The sequence below is a fragment of the Microcoleus sp. Pol17C6 genome (genome assembly GCF_036701145.1).
Lineage (GTDB): Bacteria > Cyanobacteriota > Cyanobacteriia > Cyanobacteriales > Microcoleaceae > Microcoleus.
Genome location: NZ_JAUBQH010000072.1, coordinates 16,035 through 28,845 on the forward strand (window position 1 = coordinate 16,035; position 12,811 = coordinate 28,845).

The 12,811-nt window shown below is 46.8% G+C and carries 17 protein-coding genes and 1 other RNA gene; 15 read left to right on the forward strand and 3 right to left on the reverse strand.

Annotated elements, in window-relative coordinates; genetic code table 11:
- Positions 1–192: 192 nt before the first annotated feature.
- Positions 193–525: a DUF565 domain-containing protein gene (locus QUA25_RS25095; RefSeq protein ID WP_333042031.1), complete on the reverse strand. Its 333-nt coding sequence runs from the start codon at positions 523–525 to the stop codon at positions 193–195.
- A gap of 47 nt (positions 526–572) precedes the next feature.
- Between QUA25_RS25095 and QUA25_RS25100 the strand changes: the two genes are divergently transcribed.
- From QUA25_RS25100 to QUA25_RS25120, 5 genes are all read left to right on the forward strand, one after another.
- Positions 573–791, forward strand: a complete 219-nt coding sequence (locus QUA25_RS25100) for a hypothetical protein (protein ID WP_333042032.1) — start codon at positions 573–575, stop codon at positions 789–791.
- Positions 792–887: 96 nt separating this feature from the next.
- Positions 888–1,466, forward strand: coding sequence for a hypothetical protein (locus QUA25_RS25105; RefSeq protein WP_333042033.1), 579 nt, complete (start codon positions 888–890; stop codon positions 1,464–1,466).
- Positions 1,467–1,737: 271 nt separating this feature from the next.
- Positions 1,738–3,732, forward strand: a complete 1,995-nt coding sequence (locus QUA25_RS25110) for a glycosyltransferase family 39 protein (RefSeq protein ID WP_333042034.1) — start codon at positions 1,738–1,740, stop codon at positions 3,730–3,732.
- A 41-nt stretch (positions 3,733–3,773) separates the two neighbouring features.
- Positions 3,774–4,301: a GNAT family N-acetyltransferase gene (locus QUA25_RS25115; protein WP_333042035.1), complete on the forward strand. Its 528-nt coding sequence runs from the start codon at positions 3,774–3,776 to the stop codon at positions 4,299–4,301.
- Positions 4,302–4,438: 137 nt separating this feature from the next.
- Entirely contained in the window at positions 4,439–4,681 is a 243-nt protein-coding gene (locus QUA25_RS25120) for a hypothetical protein (protein WP_333042036.1), read from the forward strand.
- Positions 4,682–4,704: 23 nt separating this feature from the next.
- Here the strand turns inward: QUA25_RS25120 and QUA25_RS25125 are convergent, their stop codons facing one another.
- The gene (locus QUA25_RS25125; RefSeq protein WP_333042038.1) at positions 4,705–5,316 is read right to left on the reverse strand and encodes a hypothetical protein; all 612 of its coding nucleotides are present in this window, start codon (positions 5,314–5,316) and stop codon (positions 4,705–4,707) included.
- A 24-nt stretch (positions 5,317–5,340) separates the two neighbouring features.
- On the opposite strand from QUA25_RS25125, the gene QUA25_RS25130 reads away from it, so the two are divergent.
- From QUA25_RS25130 to nuoK, 10 genes are all read left to right on the forward strand, one after another.
- Entirely contained in the window at positions 5,341–5,559 is a 219-nt protein-coding gene (locus QUA25_RS25130; RefSeq protein ID WP_333042039.1) for a hypothetical protein, read from the forward strand.
- A complete protein-coding gene (locus QUA25_RS25135) occupies positions 5,556–5,825 on the forward strand; it encodes a ParE family toxin-like protein (protein ID WP_333042041.1) in 270 nt (89 codons plus the stop codon). Before QUA25_RS25130 ends, QUA25_RS25135 begins: the two co-directional genes overlap by 4 nt.
- A 58-nt stretch (positions 5,826–5,883) precedes the next feature.
- Positions 5,884–6,120, forward strand: a complete 237-nt coding sequence (locus QUA25_RS25140) for a type II toxin-antitoxin system Phd/YefM family antitoxin (protein WP_333042042.1) — start codon at positions 5,884–5,886, stop codon at positions 6,118–6,120.
- The gene (locus QUA25_RS25145) at positions 6,117–6,380 is read left to right on the forward strand and encodes a Txe/YoeB family addiction module toxin (RefSeq protein ID WP_333042043.1); all 264 of its coding nucleotides are present in this window, start codon (positions 6,117–6,119) and stop codon (positions 6,378–6,380) included. The genes QUA25_RS25140 and QUA25_RS25145 overlap by 4 nt, the downstream gene beginning before the upstream one ends.
- Positions 6,381–6,497: 117 nt before the next feature.
- Positions 6,498–8,279 carry a serine/threonine-protein kinase gene (locus QUA25_RS25150; RefSeq protein ID WP_333042044.1) on the forward strand — a complete coding sequence of 594 codons (1,782 nt, stop codon included), beginning with the start codon at positions 6,498–6,500 and terminating at the stop codon, positions 8,277–8,279.
- Positions 8,280–8,458: 179 nt separating this feature from the next.
- Positions 8,459–8,849, forward strand: a transfer-messenger RNA (tmRNA) gene (gene ssrA / locus QUA25_RS25155).
- A 358-nt stretch (positions 8,850–9,207) separates the two neighbouring features.
- Positions 9,208–10,326 carry an NADH-quinone oxidoreductase subunit NuoH gene (nuoH, locus tag QUA25_RS25160; RefSeq protein ID WP_333042045.1) on the forward strand — a complete coding sequence of 373 codons (1,119 nt, stop codon included), beginning with the start codon at positions 9,208–9,210 and terminating at the stop codon, positions 10,324–10,326.
- A gap of 103 nt (positions 10,327–10,429) precedes the next feature.
- Entirely contained in the window at positions 10,430–11,005 is a 576-nt protein-coding gene (gene ndhI / locus QUA25_RS25165; protein WP_333042046.1) for an NAD(P)H-quinone oxidoreductase subunit I, read from the forward strand.
- A 116-nt stretch (positions 11,006–11,121) separates the two neighbouring features.
- Entirely contained in the window at positions 11,122–11,745 is a 624-nt protein-coding gene (locus tag QUA25_RS25170) for an NADH-quinone oxidoreductase subunit J (protein WP_333042048.1), read from the forward strand.
- Positions 11,746–11,824: 79 nt separating this feature from the next.
- A complete protein-coding gene (nuoK, locus tag QUA25_RS25175) occupies positions 11,825–12,130 on the forward strand; it encodes an NADH-quinone oxidoreductase subunit NuoK (protein ID WP_228042566.1) in 306 nt (101 codons plus the stop codon).
- Positions 12,131–12,235: 105 nt separating this feature from the next.
- On the opposite strand, the gene folB is transcribed toward nuoK, so the two are convergent.
- A complete protein-coding gene (gene folB, locus QUA25_RS25180) occupies positions 12,236–12,592 on the reverse strand; it encodes a dihydroneopterin aldolase (RefSeq protein WP_333042049.1) in 357 nt (118 codons plus the stop codon).
- Positions 12,593–12,811: the final 219 nt, after the last annotated feature.

The following is a 12,811-nucleotide window of genomic DNA, read 5'->3' on the forward strand; positions in this document are numbered from 1 at the left end:
TTTAGACCCTAGTTCAAAATCCCCAATTCATCTGTGGAATACATCTCAAATCTAAACTCCTTCGACTGAGGGCTGACGCCGAAGTCTAAAATCTCAAATCGACTGACACTAAACTCGGAACTACAGATTCAATTTTTTTAAGCGTAGGTTTATATAAATACTATCTACAACGGACAAATATTTGAGCATTTTTCACGAGCCGAGTTTGAAAGCCTCCACAAATAAATTGTAAGTCAGACCAATTTTCAGAGCATTGAGCATCTCCACCCACAAAGAACGGGCGACAGACCGCGGGCCACCGTAAACCAGCCAGTTCACCAACTCGGTCAACAACACCAACAGCCCGGCTGCGATAATATCCCAATCCGCAGATTGTCCGGCGATGGTCGAAATAGCGGTTCCCAAAAAAGTGCCGAACAGCAGGCTAATTAGCAGGAGCGAAATCCGCCGCCAAGGATTGCTCAGCCAGCCTCGGAAGCGATCGCCCAGAACATCAATTAATCTGTTAATTCGGGTATTCTGCATAAAAGTTATACGATTTGAGAGTTGAGATTTGAGATTTGAGATGCGGAATGACTGATGAATATTGGGGTTGGGAGTACGGGCCTATAGTGGTATTCTTTTTTTCAACTGGTATTAAAAGCTATACCGATGAGTCAACAAATGCCTCTCCCGACCAACTGCAAATTCTTACCGGAGTCAGTATGTCGCCATCTAAAATCTCAAATTTAACATCTAAGATGGTATTGAGCGATCGGCGACTTATAGCCGAGAACGCTCAAATAATTTAAGTGTAACTGTATCTTGTGGCACAGCAGACCCTGGTTTTACATTAAAAATAGTGAAGACTCATTGCGGGTGCAGTCTATCCTTTAAGCCTAAAATTTATGAATCTTAAAATTTACCAGATCTTAATTGGAGTGTCGATCGTCCTAATTACAGGAATGTTTCTAGGACGTTTTGAAATCACTATCTCCCACGGTTCCAATCAGTCCAGCGATTGGCCCTCACAAGCCACCGCACTCCCCCTAATACCCCCCGTTTCCCCAGTCGCGACAGCTTCTGCAGACACCGCCAGCGAGCCCAAGCCCGACTCAACACCAACCCCCCCACAATCAGAGGAGGAATTGCTTTCCTCAATCCCTGCAAATACTAAAGCCGCCGGCAGTCTGCGCGTCAGCAACCGCAGCGAACACCCAGTGCGAGTGGCCCTGCTGTCGAAACGGCAAGCCAAGGAATCCTACGGCAAACCCGCGCACTGGGATTTTGCGCCCGGAGAAGGTGGCGACAAGGGACTGATGCTATCGCTGCCGGAGGGCAAGTTACAAGTCAAACGGGGAGACATTTTAGTGGTTTTTGCTCAGGATGGTTCTCGCCACTACTGGGGCCCTTACGTCGCCGGGGAGACAGCCTCGCCCGCTTGGAACAGCACAGCCCGAGAATGGCAATTAATTTTGCAGCCGTGAACGCTTAGCTGCAGGTGCCGAGATTTTGGTCAAGAAACCCGGTTGATACGGTTTTATTGAGAACGATGCCACTATGCGAGTTAACCTCACATAGCGGCATCATTATAAAGAACAGGCTTTCCGGCCTGTTCCACAAAGAGTGAATTTTCTTGTGGGGTGGGTAGGAGAGCCCGCCCATGAAAGCCTTGTGGAGAAGGGTGCAACATCTCTATTTAACCGGATTTGATCGAATTGGGAGTTTCGAGAATGCGAATCTTTCGGTAGACTCTCTATGCGAGCTAAAATTTTAAATCTAAAATCGCAGGAAGTTTGGGTGAAGGAAGTTATTAAAAATTTGTCAGAGTTTAGGAATCGCCCGTTAGCGAAGCCCTCGAAGAGGATCGCACCTTTGCTGCTGTCGCTGTTGTGGCTGTTCGCGATCGCCTGGGTAGGTTTCTTGTGGAATCTCGGCAACATCGGTTTAGTTGACGAAACCGAACCGTTGTTTGCCGAAGCCGCCCGTCAAATGACGGTGACAGGGGATTTCATCACTCCTTATTTCAACGGCGAAACCAGGTTTGACAAGCCGCCGCTGATTTACTGGCTGATGGCCGTGGCTTACCGCACTCTGGGCGTTAACGAAGTGGCCGTGCGTCTTCCCTCGGCTTTGTGCGCGATCGGGCTGACTTGCCTCGGATTTTATACCCTACAAAAGTTCACTCACTCGCAGGAAGAACGAAGTTCGACAACGAGCACTGTACGGGATTTAACGGATGTCAGGAAGCAGGAAGAAGTTCGATGGAAGCCGGAAGAAGAAACAGACAATAACAACTCAACACTCAAAACTCGCCGTCTTCCCCTCTTTTTTTCTACTCCTTGGATTGGTGCGGCCCTAATAGCTTTAAATCCCCAAACTATTGCCTGGGGACGGACTGGCGTTTCAGATATGCTATTAGTCGCCTGTATGTGTTCGGCGCTGCTCGCATTTTTCCTCGGTTACACTCTAGAAGAACAGAGAGAACAAGCAGAATTTTCCACTGTTTCCGCTTCCCGATTTCCCAATAAGTGGTATCTGACTTTTTACGTACTAATTGCCTTAGCAATTCTGGCTAAGGGGCCTGTGGGAATTGTCGTGCCAGCGCTGATTGTTGGCAGCTTCGGGCTTTATTTGGGAAATTTTCGGCAACTTTGGCGCGAAATGCGTCCGGTGTCGGGAATCTTGATTATTCTGGCGATCGCCCTGCCTTGGTACATTTTGGTTATTTTAGACAACGGTCAAACTTATATTGACAGCTTTTTCGGCTATCACAATTTCCAGCGTTTTACTGGAGTAGTCAACAAGCACTCGGCGCCTTGGTATTTTTACTTTTTTGTAGTGCTAGTGGGTTTTGCACCTTGGTCGATTTATTTGCCGGTGGCTATCGCCCGCACCCGTTTTTGGCAGCGCAGTTATTGGCGTCGTCAACCGCGATCGGCTCAGTTGAGTTTATTTGCCTTGTTTTGGTTCGGCTGCATTTTTGGCTTTTTCACGATCGCCGTGACCAAATTGCCCAGTTATGTATTGCCTTTAATCCCCGCCGCTGCGATTTTGGTAACGCTGCTGTGGAGCGATATTATTGCAGGCAATGAACCCGAAAACAGGCGCATAAATTTAGAAAAAAAACCTAATTCTTTACCGCGAGGGCTGTTAGTTACATACATTTTTAATGTCATATTTTTATTAATTGTAGCCGGAGCAACTTTCTACAGCTACAACTGGCTGGGAGACGACCCGGCAATGCCCAATTTTCCCCAAGCAATTCAGCAGTCGGGATTGCTGATTGTCGGCGGTACGATTTGGATAATTACAGCGGTGGCGATCGCACTTTTACTTTGGAAGCGGCAACAGCGGTGGATTTTGGTTGCTAACCTCATCGGGTTAGTAGCATTTATCATCTTTGGTCTTACTCCGGCCTACAAAGTGGTCGATATCAACCGCCAGTTACCTCTGAGACAGTTAGCACAGGTTGCAGTTCAACAAAAACTGCCGGGGGAAGAGTTTATTATGGTTGGTTTCTGGAAACCAAGTCTGGTTTTTTATACCCAAGAGCCGGTGACTTACTACCGAGCTGTCCAAAAGGCGATCGATTACATTAAGCAATCTAAAAACCCAACTTCTCCCTCTATTTTGTTGCTGGGATATCCAGAAAAATTTGAGCAATTAGGATTGCAGCCAAATCAATATCAATTTTTGGAAAGTCGGGGCGCTTACCAACTCGCCAGGGTTCCGAGACAAGCGTTTCGATAGTGCCTATAGTGTGACTCATACTTGTTAAACAAGGTAGAAAAATGATTACAACTAAGAATCTTCAACTACTTGCCGTCGAAAGGATTCACATAGAAGCTTTCTTACGAAGTAAAAGCGAGCTTGCAGCAATTTTAAATGTCATAGTGCCTGATAGCTGGCCTCTTTTCCCGGAAGCATTTTCCCTCCCTGCTGACGAAGCTTGCGAATCCAATCCGCCTCCAACTGACTGGCACAGCTACTTCTTTATTCATCCAAAAAATCAAGTGCTTGTCGGCAATGGAGGTTTCACAGGCTCACCTGATGAGTCGGGGACTATAGAGATAGGTTATGAAATTGCTTCCGAATATTGGAATCGCGGATTTGCAACTGAGGTGGCACAGGGAATGATCGATTATGCTTTCGCTCACGAGGAGGTGAAAGCAGTCATCGCCCACACTTTAGCTGAAAAAAATGCCTCGAATAGCGTGTTGCAAAAAGTGGGAATGAAGTTCATTGCAGAGGTGGACGATCCTGAAGAAGGCAAGATATGGCGATGGCAAATAAGCAGGGATGAATATCATCCGACTTGAACTGTAACGCCGTTTCGCTGTTTAAGTCACTGGTTTTGGTGGTAATTTGAAGGTTCTCGGTTGGAGCATTAAATCTGGCAGATTCAATAAAAGCTATAATCTAGTCACTACCTAAAACCCGAAGCTCGGAGCCTACAATGGTTTCAATTCTCAACAAACCCTCCTCGTTAATCCATGAAATTTGCATTGAAAAAGTCGATGGGTGGAAATTGTTCAAATTTAGTGAATCGCTCCAACAGCGCATGGAACAATTGTTAGAGAAGAAAAAGGCAGATCAACTAATGGCAGAAGAGGTAGCGGAACTCGACGCCATTGGGGAATTAGCTCGCATCTTTACCCACATCAATGCAATGATGGCGGCTGAAGATGTCAATCAGTGACCCGACGATATAGAACGTTTTGGTTAGCCCCGCCCTTCAATGTATCCCTTGACAAGTTGGGTAAAAGCTAATATCTCAAGCATTAAATAAGTGAATAAATTAGCTATTAAAAATGATTTATTAACTTTGCTTTTTTCAATTTTTTTGACTCCCCAACTCCCTATTAATAATTCTAGGTAAACGGAAAAGAAAAACATAGGAATCAGTGTAATCATAATTTCCAACGGCAGAAATGGAAAAGAACCAGGCTGTACAGGCACGGTTGTGTGGAAGACGATATGTCCAATAAACGCCCCAATACATAGGATAATAAAACCTCCCCCAATCGTGGATATGATATTTGTTATAAAAGCAATAAAAATTGCTTTTAGGATACTGAGATTGAGTAGTTTTTGGTGAACATAAGCTTCTATCGCGACAATTGGGATGAGCAAAATAATTTGATAGACAACACTCTGAGTGAATAGCGGAACTCCTGCATTTGCGAGATATAGAGATGTATTTAAGTGCATGAAAAAGCTAGTAGAAAACATAGAAGTGGGTTTCCCGTAGTTATTAATGAGGATAATTAGCCTGCCATTTGTTCGACCTACCCTCAACTTGGCTGAAACAATGGATAATGGATAGGATGCCATTTTCATTGTAAAAGTGTGGTAGCCATGACTGAGTTACTCGAACGTGCGATCGCCAAGTTGAAAACATTGTCTGCCAGCGAGCAAGATGCCCTCGCTTCAATGATTCTGGAAGAACTTGAAGACGATAGGCGCTGGGATCAAGCATTCTCCCGTTCCCCAGATGCTCTTGCTAAACTCGCAGCGGCCGCAATGGCTGAGTATCGTGCAGGCAAAACCCAAGAACTCGATCCAGAAACATTGTGAAGTCAAGCACTACAACCGAGTTTCGTAGATTATTTGCTGATTTACCCGAACAAGTTCAACAGCAGACACGCGGGGCGTATCGCCAGTTCAAGGAAGACCCAAGTCATCCAAGCCTGCGTTTCAAGAAGGTGCATCCTGACTTACCAATCTACTCAGCCCGAATTAGCAAAAACTATCGAGCAGTTGGTCTGTTGGATGGAGACACTGTAATCTGGTTTTGGGTTGGTTCACACGCAGAGTACGACAAGTTTCTGGGGCAGTTGTAGCAGTGTCTACAGCCAGCCAATATCAATTAGAAAAGTGTATTTAGACAAGTGGAAAATTATGATCCCAATCAATGAAGCTCAACAGCAGTTACAGCAGTTGATCGATGCGGTGAGTCAGTCGCATCAACCTATTGTGATCGCAGGACAGACTAGCAATGCAGTGTTATTATCTGAATCTGACTGGGCATCTGTGCAGGAGACACTGTATCTTCTCTCAGTGCCAGGGATGCGGGAATCAATTCGGGAAGGAATGGCAACGCCGATCGAGGATTGCGCTAGGGAGTTGGAGTGGTGAGTTGGAATCTAGTCTATACCAAACAGGCACAGAAAGATGCCAAAAAGCTCGCTTCTAGCAATTTACGAGACAAAGCGCAAGAGTTACTCGACATTATTCAAACCAATCCGTTTCAGAATCCGCCACCCTACGAGAAATTGGTGGGAGATTTGGAAGGTGCATATTCACGGCGAATCAACATTCAGCATCGTCTGGTGTACGAGGTGATTGAGTCCGAGAATACGATCAAAATTTTGCGGATGTGGACGCATTATGAGTAGTGTTTCTAACAGGTTAACTAATACAGGGGTTGAGCGATCGCTCTTTGGAGTGGTGAGGAGAGCCGACCATACGTGCAATAATCAGCCATATTATCTGGTACGCGATCGGCTGAACCTATGGATGCGCTAATCGGCAAAACTTTACAGGGTGGAAAGTACACCCTAGAACAAGAATTGGGAAGAGGCGGCTTTGGAATAACCTTCAGGGCAAATCACCGCTATTTAGGACAGCCTGTAGTCATTAAAACCCTCAACGAATCTCTGCGACAGCAACCCAATTTTGCTGAGTTCGATCGCAAGTTTCAAGACGAAGCGAGGCGATTAGCTTCCTGCGTTCATCCGAATATTGTCCGCGTCAGCGATTTCTTTGTGGAAGACGGGCAGCCTTACATGGTGATGGACTACATAGCCGGTCAGAATTTGGGCGATGTCGTGCTGCCAAATCGACCGCTGCCAGAAGAACTCGCTATTCTCTACATAACTCAAATTGGCGCTGCTTTAAAAGTTGTTCATCAAAAGGGTTTGCTGCACCGAGATATCAAGCCGCAAAACATTCTCCTACGCCAAAACACCCAAGAAGTTGTGCTGATCGATTTTGGGATTGCCCGCGAGTTTACTCTGGGTGCAACTCAATCTCACACTAATATGGTGTCCGACGGCTATGCACCGCCAGAACAGTATTTCGCCCAAGGAAAATATACGCCCGCCACAGATGTTTACGGTCTGGCGGCGACGCTTTATACTTTGCTCACAGGACAGGTGCCGGTGGCTGCAATTTTACGCACCAGCCAACCGATGCCTTCACCCCGCGACTTGCAGCCTCAGCTAAGTGCGGCTGTCAGTTCTGCGGTGATGCGGGGGATGACGGTAGAAGCTCAAAATCGCCCTGCTAGCGTCGATGAGTGGCTGTCGCTGCTGCAGGGGCAGCCTCCTGGTGCAGCGTCGCCGAGCACCGGGCCGACGGTGGCCGTGATTCCGGGACACGGGCCTCAGTCGCCTGCGGGTTCCAGAACAGCGCCTGCTGTGGTGTCTTCTGGGGAAGGCAACCGCAAGGTTTGGTGGATTTTGGGGTTCGTGGCGATCGCACTTATTGTTGCAGGTTTAGTCGGGATTGCTAGGGTTTTCCTCAACCGGCCGTCTTCGGAACCCGCACCGGTAGCCCAGGACGATCGCACTTCGACCCCCGCCGATCCAGACGCGCGCGTGAACCCCGCACCAATTCCCGCGCCGACACCAACGCCTTTCTCGCCGACTCCCAGAGAAACTCCGCCACCTGCTGCTGAAACTCCAGCGCCCGCTGTTGAAACTCCAGCGCCCGCTGTTGAAACTCCAGCGCCTGCTGCTGAAACTCCAACACCAGCCCCAGCGCCAACACCAGCGCCTTCTCCGGAGGCTGTCGAACCCACACCAACGGAAAAACTTGTTGACAAAGAGTTGCCGCCAGATCGATCGCCCGCACCCAGCGAACAACCGGAAACCAGTTATCAGAAGACTCCCACAATCCCTGGCTATGCGGTTGGTACGCCGGAAAGTCAGATTTTATCCGACTTGGGAGAACCGACTGACTCTCAAGCGCGGGGCTATTGGCCAAATACTCGCACTGCACTCTATGAAATATTGCCAAATCGGATTACTCTCGGCTACATTTACGATCGCGATTCGGGCGAGCTAGTACAAACAGAGGGTTCTTTTGCCCAGTCGGTGGACGATTTGGTGGTGCGAACCGCCTTAAACGGGATGGTGGGCGGCGCCAGCCGGGAGATTTTGCAAGGCTTGGGCGACGTGCAGCAGCGCCGGAGTAATCGGTTTACGTTCAGGAAGGGTTCGCTCGAAGGGATGATCGAACGCAACGAGCGCGATCGGATTTACATCGGCGTCTGGGACGAAAACTTGCATTAATTAGGAATTACGCAGGGGTGGTCAGAAACCGGGTTTTTGCTCCAAGACTTCGTTAAAGCCGACAAAAACCGCAAAAAACCCGGTTTCTTTAATCCCCAATCGAAAATCCAAAATCCAAAATCTAAAATCCCTTGACTTGACGCCACACGAAATATTGTCTATGATAAAAGAACACACGAGGGGCTGTAATGGTTTCGACAGGGTGGCGAAAGCTGCTCCGTGATGCAGGTCGAGAGGGAGTCTACTCTCGTTAATATCGGCTCAAAAAAAATAGTAAATGCGAACAACATCGTTCCTTTCGCTCGCAAAGCCGTAGCTGTAGCCTAAAAACTTCTTGAGCTCGGTTTAGAGTGTATGCCACCTCACTCCGTTAAAGGTAGCATAACAACCCCCAACGGATGCCCTAGCTAAACGTTTCTAGTCGGCTAGCTAGGAAAGCAATCACTAGAAAATCCCCCCATTTGGGATAAAGATGGTTCCCGCCCCGAGGATCAGAGGGGATAAACCTGTGAACGATCGGAAGGTAAATACCCGCTTTGGACGGCAGTTCGATTCTGCCCAGTTCCATAAAAAAAGTAGCGTAAAATCAATGGTTTAAGCCATTTGAAAGCCACTTTACAGCATTAAAAGGGCCAAGAGTTAACTCTTGGCCCTTTTGTTTGGCATTCAATCTAAAACCTAAAACCTAAAATCTAAAATCGATCAGCTCGATCGGCTAAGTAAAAATACATAAATTACCCATCCATTAGCTACGCTGCAGGCTCATATAATTAGAACTTCACCCTGTCTGTGCGTTCTTGGAGCCTGTCGGGCGATATACTATTAGGCGGTAAAGCATTAAAAATCTTTACAAAGACCACGATTTCTAAGCCTACTCCTACAAAGGACGGGTGAAAAATTATATGCTGATCGCTCAAAAGCTGGACAAATGAACCCAGGAATTGACTTACAAGGAAGTTTCGTAGAAGCCCTCATGAATTTGGGCTTACCGGCGGACATCGCCCAAGTGCTTTGGCTACCGCTGCCAATGTTGCTGATGATTGTCGCTGCCGTTTTCGGGGTACTCACTAGCGTCTGGCTGGAACGGAAAATTTCCGCCGCCGCTCAACAGCGGGTAGGCCCGGAATTCATCGGCCCTCTGGGAGTTTTAGCACCCGTTGCTGACGGTCTGAAGTTGGTATTCAAAGAAGACATTGTACCGGCGAAAGCTGACGCGCTGCTATTTACCCTAGGCCCGGTAATTGTGGTGATTCCAGTTTTTCTCTCCTACTTAATCGTGCCCTTCGGAGAGCATATGCTGATCGCCGATATGGGGACAGCGATATTTCTGTGGATTGCCCTGTCTAGCATTCAGCCGATCGGCTTGCTGATGTCCGGCTATGCTTCAAACAACAAATACGCCCTCCTCGGCGGACTCAGAGCAGCCGCTCAATCCCTCAGCTACGAAATTCCCCTAGCTTTGGCAGTATTGGCAGTCGTGATGATGTCCAATAGCCTCAGTACGATCGACATCGTACACCAGCAAGCCGGCTACGGCATTCTCGGCTGGAATATCTGGCGGCAACCCGCAGGTTTCCTGATTTTCTGGATTGCAGCACTAGCAGAATGCGAACGCTTGCCCTTTGACCTCCCGGAAGCAGAAGAAGAATTGGTAGCAGGATATCAGACTGAGTACACAGGCATGAAATTTGCTTTGTACTATATCGCTTCCTACGTTAACCTCGTCCTTTCTTGCCTGCTAGTAGCAGTTTTGTACCTCGGCGGTTGGGAATGCCCGATTCCTGTCGAAGTGCTGACAAATGCCCTGGGATTGAGCGAAACGACTCCTTGGTTGCAGGTAATTACCGGCTTGCTGGGCATTACAATGACGATGCTGAAAGCCTACTTTTTCCTGTTTCTGGCAGTTCTGCTCCGCTGGACTCTGCCGCGAGTTCGGATCGACCAATTGCTAGATTTGGGATGGAAGTTTTTACTTCCCGTTGCTCTAGTTAATTTGCTATTGACCGCAGCTTTGAAACTTGCCTTTCCCTTTGCTTTTGGCGGTTAATTAATAATAGGTAAAGGCCAACAGCTAAACAAAAATAGCTGTTAACCAATTACCTATTATTAATTATCAATCACCAAAAACTCAAGTACAGAGAGAGAACACCATGCTAAAATTCCTCAATCAAGTAGGCGAATACGCCAAAGAGACTCTTCAAGCTGCTAAGTATATCGGTCAAGGGCTATCTGTTACTTTTGACCACATGAGACGGCGGCCGATTACGGTGCAGTATCCTTACGAGAAACTAATTCCTTCGGAACGTTTCCGGGGTCGAATTCACTTTGAATTTGACAAGTGCATCTCCTGCGAAGTATGTGTTCGGGTGTGTCCGATCAACTTACCTGTAGTGGATTGGGAATTTAACAAAGAAACTAAGAAGAAGCAACTCAAGCACTACAGTATCGATTTCGGAGTGTGTATCTTCTGCGGCAACTGCGTAGAATATTGTCCGACTAATTGTTTGTCGATGACAGAAGAGTATGAGTTGGCCACCTACGAACGTCACGAATTGAATTTTGACAACGTGGCCCTCGGACGTTTACCCTACAAGGTTACAGACGATCCGATGGTGACACCGATGCGGGAATTCGCTTATTTGCCGAAAGGTGCGATCGACCCTCATGAAGTTTCCTACACCGATCGCCGCGCCGGTCTGCGTCCAGAGGAAATTATCGAAAAGTAAGTAATTACTCATTAGTCAGCAGTCATCAGTCATTAGTGAAATAACCAATTATTAATGACTGCTAACTAATGAGTAAAAACGAACAATAGAAAACTAATAATTGAGGATAAAAAATTGTGAATCTAGCTGAAGGGGTTCAAATTGTTTCATTTGGAATACTGTCGGTAATGATGATTGCAGGAGCATTAGGAGTAGTGCTGTTCTCCAACATCGTTTACTCGGCATTTTTGCTGTGCGGCGTATTTACCAGCATTGCCGGCTTGTACCTGTTGCTGAATGCAGACTTTGTAGCAGCAGCGCAGGTATTGATTTATGTTGGCGCTGTTAACGTCTTGATTTTGTTTGCCATCATGCTAGTAAACAAGCGAGAAGATTTCCGCACAATTCCCAACGCTTGGGTGCGTCAAATAGCAACAGCAGTAGTTTGCGTAGGCTTGTTTGCACTGTTGGGTACGATGGTGGTGTCTACTCCTTGGGCTATTGTCGCGACGACGGGAGCACCTGCCGAAAGTTCGATCGTCACTATCGCCAAACATTTCTTCACCGACTTTTTGCTGCCTTTCGAGTTAGCATCAGTGTTTTTGTTGATGGCCATGGTGGGAGCAATTGTGTTGGCGCGCCGCGATTTCTTCCCGGATGAACTGTCAAAGAAGCTATCCGAAACACCCGCTTTGAGTTTACCGGAAAGACCTCGCGAATTAGTTTCTGCCGGAGATGTGTCTTCGCCCGAATCTAAGTAATATTATGGTGCGCTAAGCGCACCATAGTGTTAGTTTTGTAGTAACTTTAGATTGAGACAAAATCGCAAAATTTATGCAACTGCAACTCCAGTATTTCCTGTTATTAGCCGCCGCTCTTTTCTGTATTGGTATTTACGGTTTGATTACCAGCAGAAATGCAGTGCGCGTGTTGATGTCGATCGAGTTGATGCTGAATGCTGTCAATCTCAATTTGATGGGTTTCTCCAATTATCTCGACCCTGTACAAATTAAGGGCCAAGTATTTACCGTGTTTGTAGTTACGGTAGCGGCGGCTGAGGCTGCCGTAGGTTTGGCAATTGTTTTGGCGATTTATCGCAACCGCAATACCGTAGACATGGAAGAATTTAACTTGCTGAAGTGGTAATTCATCAATAGTCATCAGTCATTAGTCATCAGTCATTAGCGACAAACTAATGCAGATTAAAGACTGATGACTAAGGACTAAGGACTAAGGACTAAGGACTAAGAACTAATGACTTCTAGTAATTTCTAGAGTAATTCTACCCCCAAAATCAGGGATGGGGGCAGCAGGTTTCGAGAGTTGTAGTTTAACTTTTTCGACTAACGGTAGTTCTAAAAGCGCTTGAACAATAGTATCTGCTAGGCGTTCGATTAATAAAAATTTCGAGTCTTTGACTAGCTTTTGAATCAGAGTAATTGCGCTGCGGTAATCAAGAGTATGTTGAATATCATCACTTTTTCCAGCTTGCGATAAATCCAGCCAGAGAGTAACATCCACTTCAAACCACTGGCCCAAAACTTGCTCTTCCGGCAGATAGCCCGTATATCCGTAACAGCGAATTCCTGTAAGTTGAATAGAATCCATTTTGCAATAAACTAAAAGTGCGTTGTCTATACCAATTCGTATTAAACCAGATAAAGTTCTCTTTCTCTTCCCTCTCTTTTTGTGCCCTGTTCCTTCTCTCTCTGCGCCCTCTGCGCCCTCTGCGGTTCAATCACTCTTATTCTATAGCGATCGCAAATCATTCATAAATCGATTGAGGGTTCGATCGAGCATGAGTTTCATGAGAATGTTAGCTCAAAA

Excerpts from the sequence above, each read along its gene's own strand:
- QUA25_RS25120 (WP_333042036.1), top strand. The coding sequence starts at position 4,439 with ATGGTTTCAATTCTCAACAAACCCTCCTCGTTAATCCATGAAATTTGC.
- QUA25_RS25100 (WP_333042032.1), top strand. The coding sequence starts at position 573 with ATGACTGATGAATATTGGGGTTGGGAGTACGGGCCTATAGTGGTATTC.
- QUA25_RS25110 (WP_333042034.1), top strand. The coding sequence starts at position 1,738 with ATGCGAGCTAAAATTTTAAATCTAAAATCGCAGGAAGTTTGGGTGAAG.
- folB (WP_333042049.1), bottom strand. The coding sequence starts at position 12,592 with ATGGATTCTATTCAACTTACAGGAATTCGCTGTTACGGATATACGGGC.
- ndhI (WP_333042046.1), top strand. The coding sequence starts at position 10,430 with ATGCTAAAATTCCTCAATCAAGTAGGCGAATACGCCAAAGAGACTCTT.
- QUA25_RS25105 (WP_333042033.1), top strand. The coding sequence starts at position 888 with ATGAATCTTAAAATTTACCAGATCTTAATTGGAGTGTCGATCGTCCTA.
- QUA25_RS25130 (WP_333042039.1), top strand. The coding sequence starts at position 5,341 with ATGACTGAGTTACTCGAACGTGCGATCGCCAAGTTGAAAACATTGTCT.
- QUA25_RS25115 (WP_333042035.1), top strand. The coding sequence starts at position 3,774 with ATGATTACAACTAAGAATCTTCAACTACTTGCCGTCGAAAGGATTCAC.
- QUA25_RS25125 (WP_333042038.1), bottom strand. The coding sequence starts at position 5,316 with ATGGCATCCTATCCATTATCCATTGTTTCAGCCAAGTTGAGGGTAGGT.
- QUA25_RS25140 (WP_333042042.1), top strand. The coding sequence starts at position 5,884 with ATGATCCCAATCAATGAAGCTCAACAGCAGTTACAGCAGTTGATCGAT.
- QUA25_RS25150 (WP_333042044.1), top strand. The coding sequence starts at position 6,498 with ATGGATGCGCTAATCGGCAAAACTTTACAGGGTGGAAAGTACACCCTA.
- QUA25_RS25095 (WP_333042031.1), bottom strand. The coding sequence starts at position 525 with ATGCAGAATACCCGAATTAACAGATTAATTGATGTTCTGGGCGATCGC.
- nuoH (WP_333042045.1), top strand. The coding sequence starts at position 9,208 with ATGAACCCAGGAATTGACTTACAAGGAAGTTTCGTAGAAGCCCTCATG.